At 71.6% G+C, this 24263-nt stretch carries 23 protein-coding genes; 2 read left to right on the forward strand and 21 right to left on the reverse strand.

The features are described from left to right. Positions 1-23: 23 nt before the first annotated feature. The 6 genes from OG219_RS47700 to OG219_RS47725 form a co-directional block, all read right to left on the reverse strand. Positions 24-1634: an NAD(P)/FAD-dependent oxidoreductase gene (locus tag OG219_RS47700; RefSeq protein WP_266838045.1), complete on the reverse strand. Its 1611-nt coding sequence runs from the start codon at positions 1632-1634 to the stop codon at positions 24-26. Between the two features lie 5 nt (positions 1635-1639). Then, positions 1640-3193 carry an FAD-dependent monooxygenase gene (locus tag OG219_RS47705; protein WP_266838046.1) on the reverse strand — a complete coding sequence of 518 codons (1554 nt, stop codon included), beginning with the start codon at positions 3191-3193 and terminating at the stop codon, positions 1640-1642. 2 nt (positions 3194-3195) lie between these two features. Next, positions 3196-4134: an aromatase/cyclase gene (locus OG219_RS47710; protein ID WP_266838048.1), complete on the reverse strand. Its 939-nt coding sequence runs from the start codon at positions 4132-4134 to the stop codon at positions 3196-3198. A gap of 28 nt (positions 4135-4162) precedes the next feature. Next, complete coding sequence (gene fabG / locus OG219_RS47715; RefSeq protein ID WP_266838050.1) at positions 4163-4945, reverse strand: 3-oxoacyl-ACP reductase FabG; 783 nt, start codon at positions 4943-4945, stop codon at positions 4163-4165. A gap of 29 nt (positions 4946-4974) precedes the next feature. After that, positions 4975-5247, reverse strand: a complete 273-nt coding sequence (locus OG219_RS47720; protein ID WP_266838052.1) for an acyl carrier protein — start codon at positions 5245-5247, stop codon at positions 4975-4977. Between the two features lie 325 nt (positions 5248-5572). Beyond that, complete coding sequence (locus tag OG219_RS47725) at positions 5573-6199, reverse strand: hemerythrin domain-containing protein (RefSeq protein WP_266838054.1); 627 nt, start codon at positions 6197-6199, stop codon at positions 5573-5575. 299 nt (positions 6200-6498) lie between these two features. On the opposite strand from OG219_RS47725, the gene sigJ reads away from it, so the two are divergent. Then, the gene (sigJ, locus tag OG219_RS47730; RefSeq protein ID WP_266838056.1) at positions 6499-7455 is read left to right on the forward strand and encodes an RNA polymerase sigma factor SigJ; all 957 of its coding nucleotides are present in this window, start codon (positions 6499-6501) and stop codon (positions 7453-7455) included. Positions 7456-7468: 13 nt separating this feature from the next. On the opposite strand, the gene OG219_RS47735 is transcribed toward sigJ, so the two are convergent. The 15 genes from OG219_RS47735 to OG219_RS47805 all read right to left on the reverse strand — a co-directional run bounded on the left by OG219_RS47735 (position 7469) and on the right by OG219_RS47805 (position 22456). Then, positions 7469-8821, reverse strand: coding sequence for a cation:proton antiporter (locus tag OG219_RS47735; RefSeq protein WP_266838058.1), 1353 nt, complete (start codon positions 8819-8821; stop codon positions 7469-7471). A 25-nt stretch (positions 8822-8846) separates the two neighbouring features. Then, a complete protein-coding gene (locus OG219_RS47740; protein ID WP_266838060.1) occupies positions 8847-9257 on the reverse strand; it encodes a nitroreductase family deazaflavin-dependent oxidoreductase in 411 nt (136 codons plus the stop codon). A gap of 69 nt (positions 9258-9326) precedes the next feature. Then, on the reverse strand, positions 9327-9884 hold the full coding sequence (locus tag OG219_RS47745; RefSeq protein WP_266838062.1) for a flavin reductase family protein: 558 nt from the start codon (positions 9882-9884) through the stop codon (positions 9327-9329). A gap of 121 nt (positions 9885-10005) precedes the next feature. After that, the gene (locus tag OG219_RS47750; RefSeq protein ID WP_266838064.1) at positions 10006-11505 is read right to left on the reverse strand and encodes an FAD-binding oxidoreductase; all 1500 of its coding nucleotides are present in this window, start codon (positions 11503-11505) and stop codon (positions 10006-10008) included. Between the two features lie 107 nt (positions 11506-11612). Continuing rightward, a complete protein-coding gene (locus OG219_RS47755; protein ID WP_266838066.1) occupies positions 11613-13250 on the reverse strand; it encodes an MFS transporter in 1638 nt (545 codons plus the stop codon). A gap of 112 nt (positions 13251-13362) precedes the next feature. Next, positions 13363-14175 carry a dienelactone hydrolase family protein gene (locus tag OG219_RS47760; protein ID WP_266838068.1) on the reverse strand — a complete coding sequence of 271 codons (813 nt, stop codon included), beginning with the start codon at positions 14173-14175 and terminating at the stop codon, positions 13363-13365. Between the two features lie 27 nt (positions 14176-14202). Continuing rightward, positions 14203-14466: a hypothetical protein gene (locus OG219_RS47765; RefSeq protein WP_266838070.1), complete on the reverse strand. Its 264-nt coding sequence runs from the start codon at positions 14464-14466 to the stop codon at positions 14203-14205. A 233-nt stretch (positions 14467-14699) separates the two neighbouring features. Further along, entirely contained in the window at positions 14700-15065 is a 366-nt protein-coding gene (locus OG219_RS47770) for an antibiotic biosynthesis monooxygenase (protein WP_266838072.1), read from the reverse strand. A 37-nt stretch (positions 15066-15102) separates the two neighbouring features. Beyond that, complete coding sequence (locus OG219_RS47775; RefSeq protein WP_266838074.1) at positions 15103-15708, reverse strand: nitroreductase family deazaflavin-dependent oxidoreductase; 606 nt, start codon at positions 15706-15708, stop codon at positions 15103-15105. Between the two features lie 45 nt (positions 15709-15753). Continuing rightward, complete coding sequence (locus OG219_RS47780; protein ID WP_266838076.1) at positions 15754-17448, reverse strand: NAD(P)/FAD-dependent oxidoreductase; 1695 nt, start codon at positions 17446-17448, stop codon at positions 15754-15756. Positions 17449-17507: 59 nt separating this feature from the next. Beyond that, positions 17508-18725 (reverse strand): ketosynthase chain-length factor, encoded by a 1218-nt coding sequence (locus tag OG219_RS47785; protein WP_266838078.1) that lies wholly within the window; start codon positions 18723-18725, stop codon positions 17508-17510. Then, positions 18722-19981, reverse strand: coding sequence for a beta-ketoacyl-[acyl-carrier-protein] synthase family protein (locus OG219_RS47790; RefSeq protein WP_323183380.1), 1260 nt, complete (start codon positions 19979-19981; stop codon positions 18722-18724). Before OG219_RS47790 ends, OG219_RS47785 begins: the two co-directional genes overlap by 4 nt. Positions 19982-20009: 28 nt before the next feature. Beyond that, positions 20010-20339, reverse strand: coding sequence for a TcmI family type II polyketide cyclase (locus tag OG219_RS47795; protein ID WP_266838082.1), 330 nt, complete (start codon positions 20337-20339; stop codon positions 20010-20012). Positions 20340-20604: 265 nt separating this feature from the next. Next, entirely contained in the window at positions 20605-21525 is a 921-nt protein-coding gene (locus tag OG219_RS47800; protein WP_266838084.1) for a hypothetical protein, read from the reverse strand. Positions 21526-21700: 175 nt separating this feature from the next. Then, positions 21701-22456, reverse strand: coding sequence for a response regulator transcription factor (locus tag OG219_RS47805; RefSeq protein ID WP_266838086.1), 756 nt, complete (start codon positions 22454-22456; stop codon positions 21701-21703). Between the two features lie 330 nt (positions 22457-22786). Here OG219_RS47805 and OG219_RS47810 point away from each other — a divergent pair, with 330 nt between their 5' ends. Next, complete coding sequence (locus tag OG219_RS47810) at positions 22787-24079, forward strand: KR domain-containing protein (RefSeq protein ID WP_266838088.1); 1293 nt, start codon at positions 22787-22789, stop codon at positions 24077-24079. The last annotated feature ends 184 nt before the right edge of the window (positions 24080-24263 follow it).

The following is a 24263-nucleotide window of genomic DNA, read 5'->3' on the forward strand; positions in this document are numbered from 1 at the left end:
CTGTCCCCATCACTGGCCCCCGGTCAGCCGAAGAGCCGGGCGATGTGGGCGGGGGCCTTGGTCCGGCCCCACTCGAGTGCCCGGCGCAGCAGGTCGGGCGTTGCTTCGAAGCACGTGTTGTCCGGGTCGCCGAGCGCGAACGGCTCGGGCAGGAACGCGGACTTGTCCAGCTGCTCGAAGAGCAGAGCGGCGGCCTCGGCCGGCTCCAGTCCGCCTGCCTCCACGGCCTGGCAGGTGGTACGCGTCAGGGTGAGCAGCGCCTGGATGTCGGCGCCGACCGGGTCGGGCAGGCCGGGGGTGGTCCGGTTCTCCAGGTCCTTGAAGACCTGCTCGTCGCGGCCTTCCAGGAAGGCGCGGTAGGCCCGCTCGACGGTCATCGTCGGCATGATGCTGGTCGCCTCCCACACCCGGGTGACGGCGTTCCACAGGTCGTAGTGGCCGAAACCGACGAAGGAGCTGTAGACGAGGTCGTCGTGGACGTCGTACAGGCCCTGCTGGAGGTCGTCGATGTAGGCGAAGTTTTCGGTGGACCAGTCGCCGGTGCGGGCGGCGTCGATCAGGCGCCAGGCAAGGGAGTTGACGACTTCGAGGGTGTTGGTCAGGCCGCGCGAGTAGAGCGCGTCGGTGAATCCGGCGGCGTGCGCGGTCAGGCAGTAGCGTTCGCCGACCGTACGGGAGGAGGAGTACTGCAGCCGGCCGGTGCTCACCCAGGGGCGTACCGCGCGGGCGTGGGTGAACTGCTCGGCGATCTGCGGGAAGCGGGTGAGGAAGGTGTCGAACTCCTGCTGCGGGGACTGCCCCCCGTCCTTGGGGAAGACCCGCTCGTCCAGGGTGAGGCCGACGCTGCACAGGGGGCTGATCGCGCCGTCGTGGTTGTCGAAGGGGATCACCCACAGCCAGCCGCCGGCGAAGACGTGGTGCAGGGTGCCGTGGTGCCAGGGGCTGGGCTGCTTGTGCGCGGCCGCCGAGGGGGCGTCGTCGTAGGGGGTGACGCCGACCATGTGGGTGAACAGGGTGCGGGAGTGGTGGCGGGCGCGGGTGGGGTTCTCCCGCAGGTCGAAGGCGTCGGCGACGGGGGAACGGAAGCCGCTGCCGTCGACGAGGTATTCGGCCCGGTACTCGGCGCCGGCCTGAGAGCGCAGCAGCACTCCGTCCGCGCCGGTCTCGATGCCGGTGATGCGGGTGGCGAGCAGCGGGGTGGCGCCGTAGCGGACGGCGAGGTGGAACAGGTAGGCGTCGGTGTCCTGCCTAAAGAGGTGGCTCTCGGTGCGCTGCCACTCGGGGACGACCAGCTGGTTGATCTCCTGGGGGTTCTGGGGCAGGCCCTCGCGGTGGTAGACGAAGCCGAAGTTCTGCTTGCGGCCGCTCATCGGGGAGACCTTGTCCTGGACGCCGCGGAAGCTGGCCAGGTGCTCGATCTCGGGGACCTGGTAGCGCTCGGCGACGATCCGGGTCATGGCGGAGGTGTAGGGGATGGTGGACTCGCCGACGGCGAACCGGGGGTGGGTGCCCGCGTCGATGAGGAGGACCTTGACGCCGTTGCGGGCGAGGACCGCGCCCAGCATGCCGCCGGCCATGCCCGCGCCGAGGATGGCCACGTCGTAGCGCTCGTGCGCGTGGTCGTTGATGTTCATCGGGTTCACCCTTCGAAGGCGGAAGAGGCGGAAGAGGACGGGAGGAGACGGTGGTCCGCCGGGGCGGGGGTGGTGGATGGGGTTGCGGGCGGCCCGAACCAGCGGGTCAGGGCCGTGCGCAGGGGGGTGTCGCCAGGCTGGGCCCACACCACGTGGCCGTCGGGGCGGACCAGGACAGCACCGGCACCGGCGTGGGTGGCGGGCGGGGTGCCGGGGGCGGGGGTGGCCGCGACGGTGAGGATGCGGTCCGACCAGGGTTCGGCGTCCCGGTGCAGGGCGGCCGCTTCGGGGTGCAGGGTGAGGAGCAGGGGGCGGCCGGAGCGGAGCAGTGCGGTGCTGGTGGCCCGGCGTTGACGGACCGTCAGGTCGAAGTGGGGCAGGCGGGCGCCGAGCAGTGGGGGGCCGGCTCCGTCCTGGGTGTCGTAGCGGATGTCGAGGCCCGCGATCATGGCGGCGAGGTGGCCGCGCACCGTCGTCGAGGCGAGGAGTTCGGTGATGAGTGCGCGCGGTGAGCCGGCTTCCGTACCGCCGAGGAGGAGCTGGGCCTGGACGGTGATGTTGGCCAGGACCCGGCGGCCGACCGCGTGGCGTTCGGTGTGGTAGGTGTCGAGGAGGGTCTCAGGGGTGCGGCCGCCTGCGGTCGCGGCGAGTTTCCAGCCGAGGTTGACGGCGTCCTGCAGGCCGAGGTTGAGGGCCTGTCCGCCGATCGGCATCTGCCGGTGCGCGGCGTCGCCCGCGAACAGGATCCGGCCGTGCCGGTAGTGGGCCAGCTGCCGGCAGGCGTCGCCGAAGGAGTTGACCCACAGCGGGGTGCCGGAGCTGATGTCCTCGCCCGTGACGTGCTGCCAGACCTCGCACACCTCGGCGAAGTCCGGCTCGGTGGTGCGCGCCGCGGCGTCGCGGCCGAACTCGTGCACCATGACGCGGGTGACGCCGTCGCCGCGCCGTGCGGCCACCGCCAGACCTTGTGGAAGGCGCTGGAAGCGGCGGTCGGGTACGTCGATGCCGGCGACGTCGGCGCGCAGCAGTTCGCGCCGCGCGTCCTGGCCGGGGAAGTGGGCGCCGAGCAGGCGGCGGACGGTGGAGTTCTCGCCGTCGCAGCCCACCAGGTACCGGGCCCGGATCCGCACCGGGCCGTGCGGGCCGGCGGCCACCGCCTGAACGCCCTGCTGCGAGGTGCGCAGGGCGCGCAGGGTGTGCCGCCTGGTGATGCGGGCGCCCAGGGACTGCGCCCAGTCCTGCAGGACGCGCTCGGTCTGGGTCTGCGGCACCTTCCACTGCCCGAAGTGGGCGCTGGGCAGGGTCAGATCCAGCGGGATGCCGCCGAAGTGCCCGCGGACCTCCCGCGGCGGGCTGGCGAAGGCGGTGAGCAGGCCCCGGCTGTCGAGGATCTCCATGGTGCGGGCGTGCAGGGTCGAGGCCCTCGACTCGGTGGTCGGGCTCTGGCGTGTCTCCAGGACGGCCACGTCGGCGCCGCCGAGGCGCAGTTCGGCGGCGAGCATCAGCCCGACCGGTCCTGCGCCCACGACGACGACGTCGGCCTCCAGCTCGGCCGTCACGCTCAGCGCCGTTTCTCGGCGTGGTCCTTGGCGTGGCCCAGGGTGGCGCGGCTGTTGGTGCTCAGCGCGCCGTGCACGTACTCCCTGGCGTCCGCGACGGTGGCGTCCTCGCCCAGGATCCGGGCGATGTTCGCGGTGTTGAGGACCACCGTGTGCTGCGAGGACGCGGTGCTCGTGCCGTCGGCGTTCTCGGTGAACGTCCAGTAGCCGGTGTGCAGCGTCATCAGCGCGGGCAGCGTGATCTGCTTGTAGGCGATCCGGTGGTGCGGGAACGCCACCCGGTAGGACTTGGTGGTGTGCGTGGAGCCGTCCTTGGCGCGGGTGTCCATCTCCAGCACCTGCAGGCCGGGGGCGGGTTCCTCGAAGCGGACGGTCGCCACGTGCGGCAGCCGCTCGGGCCACTTGCCGGCCTCGTTGACGAAGTCGTAGGCGTCCTTGGCCGGTCCGGCGATCGTGACCGAGTCCTCGAAGGAGAACGTCACATCCTCGGCGGCGTGGGCGAGTTCGACGTTGGACTTGAGCGCGGCGAGCTCGGCGCGCGAGTTGCCGTCGACGGCCTTCTCGATCCAGGCCAGGCCCTGGGGGTCGTCGTCGATCGCCCGGTAGTCGTGCAGCAGCCGTACCCGGGAGGTGGCATCGGTGAGCGGCTCGATGATCCAGGTGCCGCCCATCGCGGCGACCGGCGGTGTGGAGACCTCCTGGCGGAAGGTGATGCGGAGGCCTTCAGGGTCGAGGGTGCGGCGTGAGGTCCAGTTCTTCGGCTCGCCGTTGGCGGTGGCCCAGATACGGATGCGTTCGCTGTCGCCGTCCTGCTCGACCTGGTCGACGTAGAGGGTGGGCGGGAAGATCCGCGGCCAGTTCTCCACCTCGGCGATCAGGCGGTAGACGGCGGTTGCGGGGGCGTCGATGTCGATGGTGTGCTCGACCTCGCTGAGCGTCATGGATGAACTCCCTTCAAAGGCTCGGGTGTCAGAAGTTGCCGAGGCCGCCGCAGACGTTCAGGGCCTGCGCGGTGATGGAGGCGGCGGTGTCGGAGGCGAGGTAGCCGACCAGGCCCGCGACCTCTTCGGGGGTCGAGTAGCGGCCCAGGGGGATCTTGGCCTGGAACTTCTCGAGGATGGCCTCCTCGGAGGTGTCGTAGGCGGCCGCGTAGCCCTGGCGCACGCGCTGCGCCATCGGTGTCTCCACGTAGCCGGGGCAGACCGCGTTGACGGTGATACCGGTCGGTGCGAGTTCGTTGCCGAGTGCCTTGGTGAAGCCGACGACGCCGTGCTTGGACGCCGAGTAGGGGGCGCCCAGGACCACGCCCTGCTTGCCCGCGGTGGAGGCGATGTTGATGATCCGGCCCCGGTCCTTGGTGCGCATGCCGCCGGTGTTGAGGACCTCGCGGGTCAGCCGGAAGACGCTGTTGAGGTTGGTGTCGATGACGTCGTCCCACAGCTCGTCGGCGATGTCGGCGGTGACGCCGCCGCCGCTGCGGCCCGCGTTGTTGACCAGTACGTCGATGGGGCCGAACCGGTCGACTGCGGCGGCGACGAAGGCGGCGACACTGCTCGCGGACCGCACGTCGAGGGCGGCGCCGTCGACGTCGAGGCCTTCCTCGCGCAGCTGCTTGACGGTGCTGGTCACGTTCTCGGCGGTGCGGGCGCCGAGGAAGACCCGGTGGCCGCCGGCGGCCAGGAGCCGGGCGACGGCGAGGCCGATTCCGCTGGTCGCGCCGGTGACGAGGGCGACGCGCTTGTCCTGCTGCATGGTGGCTTCTCCCTGGAGGCGGGGGCGGGTCAGGCGGCGGTGGAGACGGACGGCAGAAGGCCGTTGACGGCCGCGATGAGCGTGCGGGGGGTGCGGTTGTCGGTGAAGACGTCGTCGTCGAGGGCGATGTGGTATTCGCGCTCGATGCGGCCGCCCGTCTCGAGCAGGGCCAGCGACTCGTAGCCGAGCGCCTCGAAGTCGAGGTCGAGGATGTCGCCGTCCAGGTCGATGCCGTCGTCGGCGCCGGCGCCCTCCAGGAGGATGCGCTTGAGGTCGGCGAGGGTGAACACAGCGGAGCTCATGACGGTCCCTTTCAGGGAGATGGGTGCGGGAAAAAAGGCGGGTGCGGGTGCGGGATATGTCGACGCCCCTGCCGCGGTACACGGCAGGGGCGTCGACGGGGCGTGCCCGGTCCGCAGGAGGGGTGCGGGCCGGGCAGGAGTGCGCCCCTGCCGGGGCGGGGGATGTCGCCGGCAGGGGCACGTCGGGGGCGGCCGGTCGCACGGGCCGCAGGAGACGGAACTCGGGAGGCGGAACTAGAGGGGCCCAGAAGGGGCTGCCTGGAGGGGCTCGGAGGGCGGAGCTCAGGAGGTCGAGCTCAACGGGGCTCGGATCAGGGGGCGGGGATCAGATCCCCCACATCCCGCGCTTGCGGTAGCTCGACTCCCAGAACAGCTTGTTGAGGGCCTTCACCGGGGCGGGCATGGTGTCCAGGAACGCCTTGCGCTCGGTGGCGTTCTGCCCGTCCGTGATCCAGGGGAAGTAGACGGCCGCGCCCTTGGGGCCCTGCTTGCGGGCCATCGCGCCGCGGAAGGCGTCCCAGTCCTTGCCGGTGAGCACGTCCTGGATGAGCGGCAGCGCCTCGTTCTCCTCGTGCGCCATGTGGTCGTTTAGGACCCGCGCGAGCTCGGCGACCCGGGCGGGCAGGTCGGCCGCTCCCCGGGCCATGCCGTCGTCGACCGAGGCGAGCACCGGGTCGAGCTGGGCGTGCTCGGCCTCCATCTCGTCCAGGAGCTTCTGGTCGGCCGGCCGGCCACTGACGGCGCCCGCGACCCGCGGCCACAGGTCCGAGTCCTCGACCGTGTGGTGCAGGTGCAGCTGGAACTTGAAGTTCTCCCAGCCGTCGCGTACTTCCGGGGCTCCGGCGCGGCCCGCGGCCACCGCCGCGGCAAGTCGCTGGAGGTCGCGCCGGAAGGCGTCGTGCGTCGCGTACATGACGGCGAAGTTGATCGGGGCCTGCTGTGCGACTGCCATGGTGTGCCATGCCTTTCGTGGGTGGACCGGCCCGGGGCCGGCCGGCTGTGGGAAGAACTCGCTGTCACGAGCGGGGCGTTGGGGAATTGCGGTCTCTTGTGCCGGGCTCCCCCGCACCCCGCGGCCCGCGGCCCGGGATGCCTTCGCCCATTGAGAGGGAGGGGCCATGGCCGGATGTGACATGGCAAGCCGCGGTTGTGAGGTGAATCACTTCGGCGGCGCGGATGTCACATTTCGCGGGCGCAACCCGTCTCGGGTCTGAGCGCATCACACGGGGCGCATCACACGGGAGGTGCACGATGTCCGACAGTCCTGCGGGCGACTACGCGGCCGACTCCGTCGAAGCCTCGACCGAGGTCTTCGTCGGCTACCGCGAGCTGCTCTTCTCGATCGTCTACAACCTGCTCGGCACGGTCGCCGACACGGAGGACGTGCTGCAGGAGACCTGGCTGTCGTGGTCGGCGAAGAAGAGCCGCTCCCCCGACCAGGAGATCGACAACCCGCGGGCCTACCTCGTGAGGATCGCGGTCAACCACGCCCTGGGCCGCAAGGCCGCCATCAAGCGGCGCCGCGAAACCTATGTGGGCCCCTGGCTGCCGGAACCGCTGGTCGGCCGGGTCGCCGCCGACCAGCCGCCCGCCGACGCCGCCCACCGGACACTGCAGGGCGAGTCGGTGTCCATGGCGCTGATGGTGGTGCTGGAGACCCTCTCCCCGCTGGAGCGGGCGGTGTTCGTCCTGCACGACGTGTTCGGCTACGAGCACGCCGAGATCGCGGGCATCCTCGACCGCAACCCCACCTCGGTGCGCCAGCTCGCCCACCGGGCCCGCGCCCACGTACAGGCGCGCCGCCCCCGCTACCAGGCCGACCCCCAGGTGCAGCAGCAGGTCACCGAGCGGTTCATCGACGCCGCTCTCGGCGGCGACCTGAACGCCCTGATGCAGATGCTGGCACCCGATGTGACCATGTGGACCGACGGCGGCGGCAAGGTCCCCACCGCGGGCCTGCGCCCGGTCATCGGCCGGGAGAAGGTGTGCCGGCTGCTCGCCGGCTACGCCGGCCGGGCACCGAAGGACATCGACATCCACTACCGGCACGTCAACGGCGACCCGTCGGCGGTGGTGTTCTCCGAGGACTCGCCGTACGCGGTCCTCGTCATGGACCTCACCCCCGAGAGCGACCAGGTGCGGGGCATCTACGCCGTGATCAACCCGGACAAGCTGGCCAGTGTGCGGTCCGGACAGGACGAGGAGTGACCTGCCGTGGGCGTCAGCCCGCGCCGTGACCGTGGCCGGCAGCCGCCCCGGCGACATCGGGGCGACTGCCCGCGGCCGTCCCGGCGCCGTCTGCGCCGTGGTCCGCGGTCGCCACCAGGGGCGTGTCGGCACGGTCCCGGTCCTTGAGCAGCAGGTTGAGGACGGGCGCCGCGATGCCGGTGGTGACCAGCGCCATCAGCACCATCGCGGAGAACAGCTGCACGGTCAGCAGCCCCAGGCTCAGCCCGACGTTCAGCAGGACCAGTTCGGTCAGCCCGCGGGTGTTCATCAGCACGCCGAGCACCGTGGCGTCCTTCCAGCCCATGCCGGTCAGACGGGCCGACAGGGCGACACCGCCCAGCTTGCCCAGGCAGGCCACCACGATGATGGCCACCATCTGCAGGACACCGCCGGCGGTGAGCGTGGTGAGGTCCACGGACAGGCCGGTGACCACGAAGAAGACCGGCAGCAGCAGCTTGCCGGCCGACTCCAGGGGCGGCAGCGCCACCCGGTGCAGCAGGCTGTCGCGGCGCCGGGGCATCACCAGGCCGAACATGAACGCCCCGAAGATGGCGTGGATGCCGATGTGGGAGGTGACGAACGCCGACGTGAACGCGCCCGCGGTGACGAGGACGGCGACGTACGGCGTGTGGGCGACCTTCAGCCGGTCGCCGACCGTGGCGAGCGCGGGGCGCACCAGCCACAGCATGACGGCGACGTAGACCGCCGACCAGGCCATCACCGTCAGGAACCCGGCGGTGCCGGTGGCGGTGGTCAGGGCGACCACGACGGCCAGCATGCACCAGGCCAGCAGGTCGTCCGCGGCCGCCAGGCCGAGGGCCAGGGTGCCGGTCCGCGTCGACTGCAGGCCCTGTTCGGCGATGATCCGGGCCAGCACCGGGAACGCGGTGATCGACATGGCGACGCCGAGGTAGAGGGCGAACTCGGTGAACGGCACGGTGTGGCCGTCGACGACGTCGTGCGAGCCGTAGATCAGCCAGGCGAGCCCGACACCGAGGGCCATGGGCAGGGCCAGCGAGCTGATCCAGATGGTGCCGGTGGAGCGGAAGCGGCCCTTGAGAGCGCCGCTGTTGAACTCCCAGCCGATGATGAACATGAACAGGAGCAGGCCCACCTGGGAGACGACTCCCAGGTGCGGGCGTATCTCGGCGGGGAAGAACCGATCGGGCAGGTCGCCCGGCAACAGGCCGAGCAGGCTCGGCCCCAGGCAGATGCCGACGGTGATCTCACCGATGACGGCGGGTTGCCGGATGCGGCGGCAGAGCGCGGTGACGACGGCCGTCAGGGCGAGGATCAGGGCTATGCCGCCGATCGCCGTGACGGTGATCCACTCGGAGTGGGGCACAGCAGTCTCCTGTCAGCGGGCAGGGTCATGGCCGCACCGGCGCGGTGGCCGGCGTGTCCAGGGGACGCAGTTCGATGAAGTCGAAGGCCTTGAACCGGCGCAGCAGGGGCCTGAGCGGAGCCGGTACGACGGCCTGCTGCGGGTCGGTGAACACCTGCGGCTGGTGCAGGCGGATGTGCCGGCCCCGGGTGTGCAGTTCGCAGCCGCCGGCGGCGACGGTGTTGCGCACCCAGTCGGACTGGGGGCCGTACGGCAGGGACATGACGTAGTGCGGGCCGCGTTTGAACACCTTGACCGGGGTGCGGTAGGCGCGCCCGGACTTGCGTCCCGTGTGGACGACGGCGCCGAACCCGGGCATCCGGGTCAGGACGGGGCCGACGAATCGGTTGGCGAAGGTGCGGTTGAAACGGGCCAGACGCCTTTGGACGGCGGACATCCATGACTCCTTCATGCCGGTCTGGACGTGAGGTGGGCTGGGGTCGAGGAAACGGGGGGCAGGGCGGGCTCAGCCGTCGAAGATGGGGTGGGTGCCGAGCTGTTCCTCCTCCAGGGAGCCCATCGACCCGCGGAAGAAGATCAGCGGTTCCTGGTCCGCGCACGGCACGCCGAGCTCCACCACCTCGCCGACGAAGATCGTGTGGTCGCCGCCCTCGAAGGCGTTGACCAGGCGGCAGGACAGAAAGGCCATCGCCTGGCTGAGGACGGGGACGCCGGTGGCCGACAGGTGGTGGTCCACGCTCTGCAGCGTGGCGGTCTGCCGGCCCGCGAACGCCCAGGCCACCTGCTCCTGACGGCCGGTCAGGAAGTTCACGGTGTAGGCCCCGGTCTCCTCCACGACCTGGCGCAGCCGGGAGTCCTTGTGCAGGCAGAACAGGACCAGTGACGGGTCCAGGGAGACCGAGGTGAAGGAGTTGACGGTGGCGCCGGACGCCTGTTCACCGGTGCCGCTGGTGATCACGGTCACCCCGGTGACGAACAGGCCGCACACATTGCGCAGCAGTTTGCCGTCCACGGGCCCGCCGGCCCGCTGGGGTCGTCGGGTCTGTGGCTGTGTCGCAGTCATGGGCGCCCCCTGGGCCGTGAAAGAGAGAGAGGGAAGAGAGATAACGGGTGGTGCCGCCGTCGCCCCGGGGAGCAGGGCCAGCGGATGGTCCGGCGTGGCCGGCGAATGCTTTCCGGCGTGGCTAGCGGATGCTCTGGGCGTAGCTGAAGAGGCCGTACGGGTCGCAGGCGGCCTTGGTGGCGGCGAGCCGCGGGTAGTTCTCGGCGTAGTAGGACCGCTTCCAGTCCTTGAGGGCCGGGTCGATGAAGTTCTGGTAGGTCTCGCCGCTGGAGTAGGGGTCGATCGCGGCGAACCCGCGGTCCACCCACAGGCGGGCGGCCGCCTTGCCCTCGTCGGTGGCCGAAGCCGGGATGGTGGCCAGGTAGTTGGTGGTGCAGAGGCTGTCGCGGTGCACGTAGGCGGTCGCCCGGCGGCCGAGGTCGGAGTCGGCTCCGCCCAGCGGCAGCACCTGCAGCTGGTGGATCTGGCCCGCCTGGCGGTCCGCGTCGAACACGGCGAGCGCCGAGGCCCAGCCGCTGCGCGCCATCGGGGCCTTGAACATGCGGCTGCGTTCCAGGCCGAACGCGGGCCGGCTCAGCTGCCCTTCGGGATAGCTCTCCGCCGCCCGGTGGCACTGCTCGGTGGTCCGGGTGGCGCAGCCGTACACGCCCATCATCAGCGTGCGGTAGGGCAGGACCGCATCCGTGCGGGCGGCCGCCGGCCCGGTCAGGGTGAGCAGCCGGCCCACCTCGCCGGCCAGTTCGGCGGCCGTGCCGGTGGAGACCAGCCGGATCGCGGGCACCGGGGTGCTGCCGACCGCCGCGTCGGCGAGGGTGACCACGCAGGCGCCGCCGATGGTGCGGGGTGCGCCGGCCAGCCACTGGGCGTATCCGTCGACCATGTCGAGCGCCCTGTCGTAGGCGAAGACGAGGGTCGAGGTGGCCACGTCGGTGACCGCGTGGGGGGTGGCGGTGTAGGAGGTGACGACGCCGAAGTTGCCGCCGCCACCGCCTCGTATCGCCCAGAACAGGTCGCTGTTTCGGCTCGCCGAGACGGTCACCGTGCGGCCGTCGGCGAGGACCACCTGTGCACTGGTCAGGGCGTCGCAGGCCATGCCGAGCGGGCGGGTCAGGAAGCCGAGGCCGCCGCCCTGGACGAATCCGCCGGCCGCGACCGTGGGGCAGGCGCCGCCGGCCACGGCGAGTCCCGCGGGGGCCAGTGTGTTGAGCAGGTCGACGTTCTGGGCGCCGGGTCCGAAGGTCACCGAGCCGGTGCCCAGGGCGATGGAGTTCAGCCGGGACACGTCGACGACCAGGCCCGTGGTGGTGGAGTATCCGCCGAGGCTGTGGCCGCCGCTGCGGACGGATATCGGGATGTCGTGGTTCTGGGCGAAGGCCAGGCACAGCGCGACGTCGGCCGCGCCCGCGCAGTAGGCGACGGCCTGCGGTGCGATGGCGTCGAACTGCTGGAGTTCCAGCTGCTTCGCACTCGCGTAGGAGGAGTCGCCGGGCAGGACGAGGGTTCCGGCCAGGTGCCCGCGCAGCTGCTCCCAGGGGGCGTCGGCGTAGGCGGACACCGGGTGCAGGGCGGTGAGGGCGAGGGCGCCGGTGGAGGCCCCGAGGAGTGTTCTTCGACTGATCATGTTTTTTCAAGTCCCAGCAGAGCGCCCCCGGTCCCAAGGGACCGGGGGCGGAGGTTGGTTGACTGTGCGGACGGGGGCGGTGCGGACGGGGGCGGGTGCCCCGCGGGTCAGTGGGCGGCGGTGGCGTCCTTGGCGGGTTCGGCCGTCTCCGGCTGGGCGGGCGGTGCGCCGTGTCCCATGCCGGACGGGGTCGGTCCGCCCTTGAGGGCCAGGCACAGGGCCGCGCCGGCGAACATCGTGACGGCGGGCACCAGCATGGTGGGCTGCAGCGCGTCCACGAAGCCGTTGCCGAAGACCTTGCCGGCCAGCTCCTGGATGCTGGCGGCGACGTCCTGCGGGATGCCCGACGGCAGTGCGGCGGACTGTTCCGTGCCCACCCCCACGTTCTGCGCCCCGTTGGCGAATCCGTCGATGAAGTCCGCCCGGTACTCCTGCGGCAGCGACTGGGCGCCCGTCTGGGCCTCCTCGCGCATCGCGGAGACCAGCTTGGCCTGCAGCACCGCGCCGATGACCGCGCCGGCGAGCACCGAACCGACCTGCCGCAGCGCGTTGTTGACGCCGGAGGCGGCACCGGTCAGGCGCGGCGGCACATTGCGCATCACCTCGGAGCCCATCGGGGCGAAGGTGCATCCGGCGCCGAGTCCGGCGACGAACAGCGGGCCGACGAACGCGGTCCAGGAGCTGTTGGTGTCGGCGACCAGGAAGATCCAGGTGATGCCGGCGCCGAACATCGACAGACCGGCCGTCAGGATGTACTTGCCGCCGAACTTCTCCGACAGGATGCCGGCGGGGCCGGCCGTGAACATGGAGCCCAGCGCGAGGGGCACCAGGACCAGACCGGTCTTCAGAGCGCTGAAGCCGAGCACGGACTGCAGGTAGATCGTCGTCGGCAGCAGGATGCCCAGGACACCGAAGGAGACCGCGATGCCGACGAGGTTGACGACGGTGAAGTTGCGGTCCTTGAACAGGGAGAACGGCAGCAGCGGTTCATTGTCCTGCTGGCCGCGCTCGTACATGAGGAAGACGGCGAGCAGGACGCCGGAGGCCGCGATCAGCGCCCAGATCCAGCCGTTCCACTCGTAGCGCTCCCCCTCGATGAGGCCGAAGGCCAGGCAGAACAGGGTCGCCGAGACGAGCAGGGTGCCCGGCAGGTCGAAGCGGTGCTTGACCACCCGTACGTGCTTGGGCATGAGCCGCATCCCGAACAGCAGCACCAGCGCGCCGACCGGGATGTTGACGAAGAACACCCACCGCCAGTCCAGGTGCGTGACCAGCAGGCCGCCGACCGTCGGGCCGATCGCTCCGGAGACACCCGCGACCCCGCCCCACACGCCGTAGGCGACGCCGCGCTTCTCCGGCGGGAACACATCGGTGATGATCGACAGCGTCTGCGGGATCAGCATCGCCGCACCCACGCCCTGCAGCGCGCGGAACGCGATGAGCTGGGAGGGGTCCTGGGCCAGGCCGCAGGCCAGCGAGGCGAGGGTGAACACGGCCACGCCGGAGAGGAACAGGTTCCCCTTGCCCCGGATGTCACCCAGGCGCCCGGCGGTGATGATCAGTGTGGCGAGGACCAGGGTGTAGGCGTTCACGACCCAGAGGATCTTGTCGAGCGAGGCCCCCAGATCGTCGGTCATGTCCGGGATGGCGATGTTCACGATCGTCAGGTCGACCAGGGTCATCACGAACCCCAGGCACAGGACGCTCAGAACCGCCCACGGATTTGTCTGCCGTTCTCGAGTCATTTTCCTCTCCTTGTCGCGGCGTCAGGCGCGCACGTTGTGTGGCGGTGCACCCAAGAGGGCGGAGCACGCTCGGGTGTGACATGCAGAACCAGCGGTGAGACGCACGTCACAGTCACGCTGCGGGGGTGAGCCGTTCCCGCAGGAAGGCGACGACGCGGGCACGGGCGGCAAGGGCCTGGTGTCCGGGCCTCTCGCGCACCTCGACGGTCAGCACCGAGTGGGCGCTCTTGGCGAAACCGCCGTCGTTGCCCGGGGCGGAGTCGAGTTCGATCACCTCGAAGGCGTCCCCGAGCCGCTCACGCAGCGTGCTGAACCGCCGCGCCGGAGACATCCCGTCCCCGCTGAACCTCAGGCCGAGCACGCACAGCCCCTCGTCGCGGGTCCGTGCGGCGACGGCGTCGAGCTCGCCGGCCGCGAGCCCCGCATCCGCGCGCCGGGCCCGGCTCGTCGGGAACGGCACCGCGGGCTGGCTGACGACGGGCGCGAGTACGGCGGGGTCGACGGCCGCGGCCAGCGCGAAGGCGCCGGTGAAGCACATGCCGATGACGCCGACGCCGCGGCCCGGGGTGCGGGCGGCCAACTCACGGGCCAGCGCCCGCAGATGGTCCGCGACGGGGCGGCGGGCATCCGTGGCGAAGGCCCGGAACTCCGCCGACACGCACAGCCGGGCGACGACGCCCAGCGTGTAGGGCGTGGAGTCCACCCGGCCGGGTGTGCCGAACAGGGAGGGCACCGCGACCGTGAACCCCTCCTCGACGAGGTGTTCGGCCAGGCCCAGCACCTCGGGTGTGATGCCGGGGATCTCCGGGACCAGGATCACCCCGGGCCCGGTCCCCTTCTCGTACACGTCGTGGGTGGCCCCGCCGCCGGTGAAGGGGCGCCGGCTCCATCCGGTGAGGTCCGATGTCGGTGCGGTGCCGGTCACGGCGCTCTCCTTGGGAAGAAGGGGGTGTCAGCGGGCGGCCGGGTGCTGCCGCGCGCGCAGCAGCAGGACGACGAGGGAGGCGGCGGCCGCGATCACGTCGGCGTGGTCGAGGGCCCGGCTCGAGCCCCTGGCGCGCACGGCCTTGCGTGCCAGGGACACGGTGCTCACCGCCAGCGCGGCACGGGACAGCAGCAGGCGCCCGGATCCGGGTGCCAGTGCCGGTGCCGGGGCGGGGGCGAGGGCAGAGGCAGAGGCGGAGGCAGGGGCAGGGGCAGGGCGTGGGTCACTCATGTCGGTGGTCTCCTGCGGGAAGGGACGGACCGGGCAGCTGCCCGGGGCCGGTGACGCCGGCCCCGGCGGCGCGCCACTCCCCCGCACGCCGCGGCGTGGGGCCGGGAGCGTGTCCGGCGGCCGCGCGGCGGGAGCAGTGGCTGCGCGGTGGCCGGGCCGTCCGGCGGGCCGGGGGCTGCCTCGCCAGGCTGCCGTTGCGGTGGGCGCGGCAGCCCGGCCGGCGGTGGCGGGCGTCAGGCGACGCAGATCCCCTCGACGGCGATCTTCTCGTAGACGTGCGGGTAGGCCGTGATCCCGTCCGGGTACTTGGCCGCCGACTGCTGGAACTCCGGCTTGCTGAACGCGGCGAGGAGGGATTCGGTGGACTCCCAGACCGCCACGTTCACCAGCAGGCGGCTGCCCGCGGTGCCCTTGTGCAGCTGGGTCTGGATGCAGCCCGGGCTGCCCTTCATGTACGCGGCGTCCTCCTGCCAGATCTTGAGGAACTCCTCGTACAGTTCCGGGGGCACGTCGAAGACGTTGACCAGGGTGATGGGCCCCGTCTTCTCCTGGAACTGCCGCATCAGCGGGGTGGACGGATCCAGGGCTTCGATCTTCATGTGCGTCCTTCCGTGGGGTGCAGGAGTGCGGGGGTGCTCACAGCTGCTGCGGGTCGAGGTCGTCGGGGGTGATCTCGATGACCGGGATGGGGCGGCTGGCGCGCTTTTGGAACTCGGCGATGAACGGGAAGACCTCGGTGAACTCCTGCCACCTGCGGTCGCGTTCGTCGCCGGTGAGGATCCGTGCGGTGGCCGGGAACTGCTCGGGGCCGATGTCGACACTCACCTGCGGGGTGGCCCGTACGTTGTGGTACCAGGCGGGGTGGGTGGCCTGCGGGCCGCCGGGCACGTCGAAGTGGCCGGGGGCGGCGCACACGATGTAGCGCCCGTTGTCGTAGACGTAGCCGATGGGCAGTGTGCGCGGCAGGCGCGTCTTGCGGCCGGTGGTGGTCAGCAGCATGGCGTCCAGGCGCCCGAAGTGCCCCATGATCTTTCCGCGGGACGTGCGGTACAGGAACAGGTGCAGGTGCAGGAAGGACTTGTTGACCTTCTTGACGTACTTGTTCGGGGGCTTGGAGTACAGGTAGACGTTGAGGCGGGTGAAGGCCTGTACCAGGGGGTTGGTGTTCTCCATCTGCGGCCGGGTGGAGGACCACGAGGACAGGGCGGCCTTGTCCTCGGTCTCCGGCAGGGTCTGCGTCATGGACCGGTCCCTTCTTCTGGGGTCGGGGGGAGGGGGCTGGCCGGCCTAGAGGGGCTTCTTGCCCTTGAGGGCGGAGCGCACGGAGCTGCTCACCAGGGAGCGGGCGATGTCGCGCATCTCGCCCTGGGGGGCCTTGCGCAGCGACCAGTTCATGAACTTGGCGACCATCGCGGTGGTCGGGTAGACGAACCGGGTGGACTCCTCGTCCTTCCAGCCGAACACCGGGTTCAGGCCCTCGCACTCGCGCAGCGCGGCGAAGATGGTGTCCGCGGCGGTGTCCCCGTCCAGTTCGCCGACCTCGTACTTCTCGCAGGTCTCCGCGGTCAGTTCGAGGATCTTCTTGAACTCGTCCTGGGGCCACCACAGGCCCGGGTAGGGGGTGTTCTCCAGGTTCTTCAGGTGCTGCTCGTCGCCGTCGAGCTCGTACTGGACGCGGGCCCGGTGCAGCCGCATGACGCCGGGGGTGAGGAATCCGCCCCACACCCGGAACACCGCGTTCCACAGCCGGAAGTGGGAGAAGGCGATGTAGGAGGCGTTGACGAGGTCGTCGTTGTGCTGGAGCAGGCCGCGCTCGAGCTGCTCGACGTACTCGAACCGCTCCACCGACCAGTCGTCGTCCTTGACCGACTCGAGGATGCGGGTGCACAGCGAGTACACCACCTCGAAGGTGTTGGACAGGCCGCGCGAGTACAGCGGGTCGAGGAAGCCGGCGGCGTGCGACATCAGGCACCAGCGGGGGCCGATCGAGCGGCTGGAGGAGTACTGCAGCCGGTCGGTGGAGATCCATTCGCGGACCCGTTTGGCGCCCACGAACTGCCGTTTGACCGCCGGGTACCTGTCGAGGAAGGAGCGCCATTCCTCGTCGGGTGTCTGGTCCTTGGGCTTGGGGTAGGTGCGTTCGTCCATGGTGATGCCGACGGAGCACATCGGGTTCTTGGAGCCCTTGACGTTGTCGAACGGGATGATCCAGAACCAGCCGCGTTCGATGAGGTGGTGCAGGGTGCCGCCGTGCCACTGCGCGGGGGGCCGCCTGCTCACCGGGTGGTGGGAGACGTCGTCGAAGGGTTTGACGCCGATGTAGTGGGTGAACATGGAGCGGGCGTGGTGCTTGAAGCGGGTGGGCTGCTCGCGCAGGGCGAACTTCTCCGCCAGCGGGGAGCGGAAGCCGCTCGCGTCGATCAGGTACTTGGCGCGGAACACCTCGCCGTTGCGGCCGGTGATGGTGACGCCGTCGTCGTCGAAGTCGAGGTCGGTGGCGAACCAGTTCTGCCGGGTGGTGCAGCCGTACTTGGCGGCGACGTTGAAGTAGTACTGGTCGCTGTCCTGGCGGAACAGGTGGCTGGCGTCGGTGAGGACCTTGGGGATGACGAACATCGTCGCCTCGTCCGGGTCCGGTTCCTTGCCCGCGTCGTGCTTGATGAACCCGAAGTTCTGCTTCTTGCCGTGGTGCGGTCCGATGTGGTCGGCGACCGCCTTCACGTTCAGCAGATGGCCGATCTCCGGTACGTCGAAGCGGGACTTGAGGATGTGCAGCCACTCGATGAGCTGGGGCGTCATGGACTCGCCGACGGCGAAGCGGGGATGCTGGCCGGCGTCGACGAGGACCACCTTGGCGCCCTGGCGGGCCAGGATCGCTCCGCTGACCGAGCCGGCCAGGCCCGATCCCAGGATGAACACGTCGCAGTGCTGGACGTTGTCGGACTTCTTGGCCGGGCCCTTGGCCATGACCTTGCTGGGCATACGCGCCACCTTCTCTGAGGGCGATGTCTGTGCCGTGTCTGTCGGGGCGCGGCCGGCGTTCACGAGGCGCTCCGGCGCACGACCATGGCGGAGTTGAAGCCGCCGTATCCGCGGGCGAGGACCAGTGCGGTGTCCACCCGGGCGGGGCGCTCGGCGCCCGTGACCAGGTCCAGGCGGTAGGCGGGGTCCGCGGTGACGTGGGCGGTGGGCGGGATCACGCCGTCCCTGATGGACAGCAGGGCCGTGGCCACGTCCAGTGAGGCGGCGCCGGACAGCAGGCGCCCGGTCATCGTCTTGGGGGCGGTCACCGCGACTCCTTGGGGGCCGAAGACCTCGGTGAGGGCGTCCGCCTCGGTGCGGTCGAGTCCGGGGATCGCGGCGGCGTCCGCGAACACCACGTCGACGTCGCCCGGTTCGGTGCGGGCCTCGGCGAGCGCGAGGCGTATCGCCCGGGTGAGGCCGGGCGGGCGGCCGGTGTGGGCCGGCGGGTCGAAGGTGGCCGCGTATCCGGCGATCTCGCCGTAGACGTGTGCTCCGCGTTCTTGTGCGGCCGCCGCGTCCTCCAGGACGAGGAGGGCGCCGCCCTCGCCGGGGACGTGGCCGGCCGCCTCGCGGTCGAAGGGCAGGTAGCAGCGGGTGGGGTCGTCGCCGGTGCTGAGGCGGCCGCCGGCGATCTGGGCGACATGGCCCCAGGGGCAGATCGAGCCGTCGACGCCGCCGGAGACGATCAGCTTGCTGCCCTTGCGGATCTGGCGGCGGCCCTGCGCGAGGGCGTCCAGGCCGCCGGCCTGGTCGGAGACGACGACGCCGCTGGGGCCGCGCATGCCGTGCCGGATGGAGATCTGGCCGGTGTTGACGGCGTAGAACCAGGCGAAGGACTGGTAGGCGCTGACGTACTGGCCGCCCTTGCTCCACAGCGCCTGCAGTTCGCGCTGGCCGAACTCGAAGCCGCCCGAGGAGCTCGCGGTGACGACGCCCATGTCGAAGGGGTTCCACTCGTCGGGCCGCACGCCCGCGTCGGCGAGTGCCCAGTCGGCGGCGACGAGCGCGAGCCGGGTCATGTGGTCGGTCTGCGGCAGCAGCCGGCCCGGCAGATGGTCCTCGGCGCGGAAGCCGGGGACCTCCCCGGCCAGGCGGGCCGGGTAGCCGGAGGCGTCGAACCGTTTGATCTTGCCGATGCCGCTGAGGCCCTTGCGGGTGGCGGCCCAGAAATCGTCGGTGCCCAGCCCGTTGGGGGCGGTGACGCCGAGTCCGGTGATGACGACGGGGGTGTTCATGCCGCCCTCCGCAACACCATCGCGCTCTGGAACCCGCCGAATCCGCTGCCCACGCTGAGCACCGTGTCCGTCCGCTGTTCGCGGGCGTGCACGGGCACGTAGTCCAGGTCGCACTCGGGGTCGGGCTCGTGCAGGTTGGCCGTGGGCGGCACCATGTTGTTCTCGATGGCCAGGACCGAGGCGGCGATCTCCAGGGAGCCGATCGCGCCGAGCGAGTGCCCGACCATCGACTTGATGGAGCTGACCGGGGTGCGGTAGGCGTGTGCGCCCAGGCTGTGCTTGAACGCGGCGGTCTCGTGCCGGTCGTTCTGCTTGGTGCCCGAGCCGTGGGCGTTGATGTAGTCGACCTGTTCGGGGTTGATGCGCGCCTCGTCCATGGCGAGGCGGATCGCCTCGGCCATCTCCAGGCCGTCGGGCCGCAGCCCGGTCATGTGGAAGGCGTTGCAGCGCGTCGCGAAGCCCGCGATCTCGGCGTAGATGTACGCGCCGCGCCGCTCGGCCCGTTCGCGCTCTTCGAGGACGAACATGGCGGCGCCCTCGCCGAGGACGAAGCCGTTGCGGGTCCGGTCGAAGGGCCTGGAGGCGTGGGCGGGGTCGTCGTTGCGGGGGGTGGTGGCCTTGATGGCGTCGAAGCAGGCCACCGTGATGGGTGAGATGGGGGCGGCGGCCGCGCCGGCGAACATCACATCGGCGCTGCCCTCGCGGATCAGTTCGGTGGCGTATCCCACCGAGTCCAGGCCCGAGGTGCAGCCGGTGGAGACGACGGCGGCCGGGCCCTCGGCGCCGACCTTCCACGCCACTTCGCTCGCGAAGGAGCTGGGGACGAAGTAGTCGTACAGGTGCGGCACCGCGTAGCGGTGGTCGACCAGGTCGAGGCGGCCGCCGTCGCTGACGATGCGGTACTCGCGGTCCAGGGCCATGGTCGCGCCGACGCCGCTGCCCACCGTCACTCCGGTGCGGTGGGGGTCCAGGTCGGTGAGGGCCAGGCCGCTGTCGGCGAGTGCCTCGGCGGTGGTGACGACCGCGAACTGGGCGGCCCGGTCCATGCGCCGGACCTCCTGCGGGCTCAGCCCGTGCAGTTCGGGGTCGAAGTCGACTTCGGCGGCGACCCGTGAGCGGAACGGTGTCGCGTCGAAGGAGGTGATGGTGCGGGTGGCGGTCCTGCCGTGGCTGAGCAGGTTCCAGAAGTCCTTGGTGCCGACACCGGCGGGTGCCACCACGCCGATGCCGGTGATCACTACTTGGCGTCCCATCAGGACGTCGCTCCCTTCCGGGGAAAGTGCGTCACGAGGTGGGGGTCCAGTCGTAGAAGCGCTGGGCCATCGCGTCGGCCGGCGAGCGCCAGGTCGCCGGGTCGTAGGCCTCGATGTACGGCTTGAGGTCGTCGCTGATCCTCACGAACCGCGGGTGGGTCTTGGCCTCCTCGATCGCCTCGCCGCCCTGGGCGGAGTCGAAGTCCTGGAGGTGGAAGTACAGGCCCCGGTAGGCGAAGAGCTGCCGTCGCCGGGTCCCCATGAGGTGCGGCATCCGGGTGCCGTCGAACTCCTGGAAGATCCGGGCGACGTCACCGCTGGACCCCGGGTCCATCCGCGCCACGATCAAAGTGCTGTGCATATGGGCTCTCTCCCTGGCTGGAAGGGGCGGTGACAGCCGCCGAGGGGAAAATTTCCTGGTCCATTTCCGAACACGAACTCCGCGGCTCCTGTGGCAACGCGGGTCGGTGGTCGGGAAGGGCGGTGACGGGAATTCTCTGAATTCGCGGCGTTGCGCCGACAGTTCACCGGATCCTTGCTCATAGCTTCTTCGGTTCCTGTCCGAATAACAATGCGCATTCGTGCAGATCCGTGTCAGGAAAACTTCAGGACTATGCGGCGGACGTTCAGGTTCCGGGGGCGGCGCGGCGTGTGAAGCACGCGTGCACATCGGACTCCGCGTAGTACGTCCGCCCGGCCCGGGTCCGCCGGCGCCAGCGCTGCTCGCTGGCCAGCCGGTAGACGGTGCCGGTGGGCGTGGACCAGAGCCGGGCGACGTCACCGGCCGTCAGCCAGCGCTCCCGCGGAGCATCCCCGCCGCCCGCATTCCCGCCGTCGGCGTCCGTGTCGGCGCCCGAGTCGGCGTCCGTGGCCGTGCCGGCGTCCCGCAGGGCGCGGCGCAGCTCGGTCCACTGCCGGCCCGGCCAGTTGTGCGCGGGGTCGGCGTCGCACTGGATGGCGGCACCGGAGCCGGCGCCGCCGCGCACCACCGTGACCAGGCGTCCTGTGCAGCCGGGCGCCACGCAGTCCCCGACGCTGACCCGGCGCAGCGTCTCGCGGCGTGCCACCCGGTGCGCGGCCCGCTCCAGGCGCGCCACCTCACGGGTGGCGTCCGCGGCGGCGGGGTGGGCGGCGAGCCAGCCGGCGTGCCGTACCAGGAGGCCGGCCAGGGCGCCCACCGTCCGCTCGGGCGCGGGCAGGCCGCGCTGGGTGCGGACGAGGCCGCTCCACGAGCCGAGGGTGGCGATGATCTCCGCCCGCACATCGGCGGCCGCGGCGTTGAAGGGGAGGCCCGAGGGCACCGGCCCGCCCGTCGTCCGCTCCCGCCCCTCGGCGGTGGGGGCGGCGCTGAGCACCTCCTCCAGTTCGGCGTAGAGGCCGGGCAGTTGCCGCAGCCGTGCGGTGAACAGGTGCAGGCACCCCGGGCACAGGCGCAGGCGCGGCGCCGCGAGCTCGGCAGGTCCTGCGGTCCTCTTCCGGCAGTCGGCGCCGTCGCACCGGGTGCGGGCGGCGGCTGACGTGATTCCTGGCTCGTTCATTCGGTTCATTTCCGGATCCCCCGTTGGCTGTTGGCTGGGAACTGCGTGTTTGCCGCCTTGCGACAGGAAAGGGAGTGCGTCGTGGATGTGCGCTGCCCGGCGCGGGCGATGGGTGCGTGAAATCGCTGTGCCGAATGCAGAGGAAGGCAAAAAGAATGGAAAGAACGGAAAAGATGAGGGGTTGTCAGGCCCGCCCGATGCGGAAGCCCACCCCGTGCACCGTGATGATCCAGTCGCGGGACCCCAGCTTGGTGCGCAGGCTGCTCACATGCGTGTCCACGGTGCGCCGGGACCAGGAGTCCGCCCACACCTCCCGCATGAGCTGCTCCCGGGTGACGACCGTCTCGGGCCGGGAGGCCAGCAGGTACAGCAGGTCGAACTCCTTGCGGGTCACCGCGATGGTGCGGCCGCCCAGGCGGACCTCGCGCAGCGCCGCGTCGATGCGCAGCGCCCCGATCGCCAGGACCTGACGGGTCGTGCGGGGCTGCACGCGGCGCATCACGGCCTCGATGCGGGCCAGCAGCTCCCTGAGCCCGCAGGGCTTGACCAGGTAGTCGTCGGCGCCGGCCTGCAGGCCGAGCACGACGTCCAGTTCGCCGCCGCGGGCGGTGAGCGCGATGACCGCGGTGCGGCCGGAGGCGGTGAGCTGCCGGCACACCTGGAGGCCGTCGACGTCGGGCAGGTCGATGTCGAGGAGCACGATGTCGACGTCGGCCTCGCCGTAGGTCTCCAGCGCGGCATAGCCGTTGCGCGCACGGTCGACGTGGTGGCCGTGCCGGCGCAGCGCCTCGGCCAGCGGCTGGGAGTCCTCGGCGCGGGCGTCGACGATCAGGACACGCCAGGCCGTGTGCGGCGCAGGTGCGGCGCGGACCTCCATCTCGAGCATCTCGCGGCGCAGTGGCGAGAGGGGATTGAGCAGGTCGGCTGACGCCTGACGCATGACTCACCTCCAGAACGGCCGGCATTCAACACTCGTACGGATTCGGCCACCGTAGGAAATGGCGTGCCAACTCCCGGTCAGCGCAAGGGCAGGAGAGGTACAGCGCCGGGCACGCAGTTGGGCAGGGGTGCGGGCGGCCCGGCCGCGCACACCTGCCCAATGTTGGCCTTGCGGTGCGGCGCACCTGGCACGGCCGTGCCCTCACGCTGTCGTGGCACCGCCGATGCTGACAGCAGCATCCGATCCCGATCACCGCACCCACCACACACATCACATACGCCGGGTACTCGGGTACGCCGCATCCACCGGCCACGACGACGGGGTGAAGCCATGGACACGAACACCGCAGCGGTGGACCGGCCGCCCCGGCACGGCGGGGTGGAGTCCGCCCGCAGTTCCGGGGCGCTGGGGCACTCCCCCGTGTGGGTACCGTCGGCCGTCCACCGGCTGAGTCCCCCGGCCCTCCCCGCGGAGGGGATGCTGCTGGTGGTCGACGGCCGGGACACCGGCCGCGCCTGGGTGCCCGGCACGGTGCGCACGGTCCGGGTCGGCCGCGACGTCACGGGCAGCGCCCTGTCCTGGTCCTCCTACCTGGGCGCGCTGCGGGACGCGGGGCGCGGTCCGCGCGGCATCGTCTTCGACCTGCCCGCCACCGTCAGCGCCGAACGCGCCGTGGACCTGGTGCTGCCCGTGCTGCGCGCGGCCTGCTGCTCGACCGGCCCCGACCCGCTGCACCTCGCGTTCCTCACGACCGGACGCGGCCGGCCCGAACTGGCCGCCGCCCTCGGCGCGGTGGCGCAGGCCGCCGAGGCCGAGGACGGCCGGCTGCACGCGGTCTCAGTGCGGGTGGAGATCCTGCCCCCCTGGGCCCGGGACCCCTTCCATGTCGCGTGCGCCGAACTCGCCCTGCCCCGCCCGGGCCTGGCCGAGGTCCGCCACACCACCGCCGGACGCGAGATCCGGGTGCTGCGCGCGCACCGCCGCCTCTGCGGCACGGCCGCGCCGGGCGGGCTGCGCGAGGGCGGCCGGTACCTGGTCGGTGGCGGCGGCGACGGCCTGGGCGAGCGGCTCGCCCTGCGCCTGGTGCGGGAACTGGGCGCCCGTGTCGTCCTGTTCGGGGCCGCTCCCGGTGCCGGGCCGGGCGAAGGCCGTCTGCTGCGGGTGCCCGGCCGCCCCTGCCGGTACACGGACGCCCGCGGCGCCGTGCAGGTGGCCCGGCACGCCCTCGGCGGCCTGGACGGGGTGCTGCACTGCCCCGGCGGCGGCGAACTGCGCCTGCTGGCCCGGCAGTCCGCCGCGGTGGCGCGGGAGAGGGTCGCCGACGCCGTCAGCGGCGCCGCCCACCTGGACCGCGCCACCGCGGCACTGCCCCTGGACTTCTTCGCGCTCGTCACCGACGCCGCCCCCTACCAGGCCCCCGCCGGCGCGGCGGTGCCCGCCGCCGTCGCCCGCGCACTCGGCTCGATCGCCGCGACCCGGGCCCGCCTGGCCGCGGCCGGTTCCCGCTGCGGCGCCTCGGTCGCCGTCTGCCGGCCCGGCGACGCCGACCCTCTGGGGGCGCTCGCCGACGCGCTGGGCGGCGCCCGCCGCGCGGCAGCCGCCCCCGCGCCGCGAGCCGCCTGACCTGGCGTGCGGCGGTGATCTTCCCAGTCGTATGACAAGGTCCGGGCCCGGGGACGCACCGCCGCTGACAGGAAGAGGGCCGGCGCCGGCCGCCATGGCAGGGCTCAGTCACGAAACATCCGGCCGTGCCCGCGGTTTGGGCCGCCGGCCGGCGGAACGTTGACGTCCGGCGCGCCCGCTCCGC

This window comes from Streptomyces sp. NBC_00038, from assembly GCF_026343635.1.
Lineage (GTDB): Bacteria > Actinomycetota > Actinomycetes > Streptomycetales > Streptomycetaceae > Streptomyces.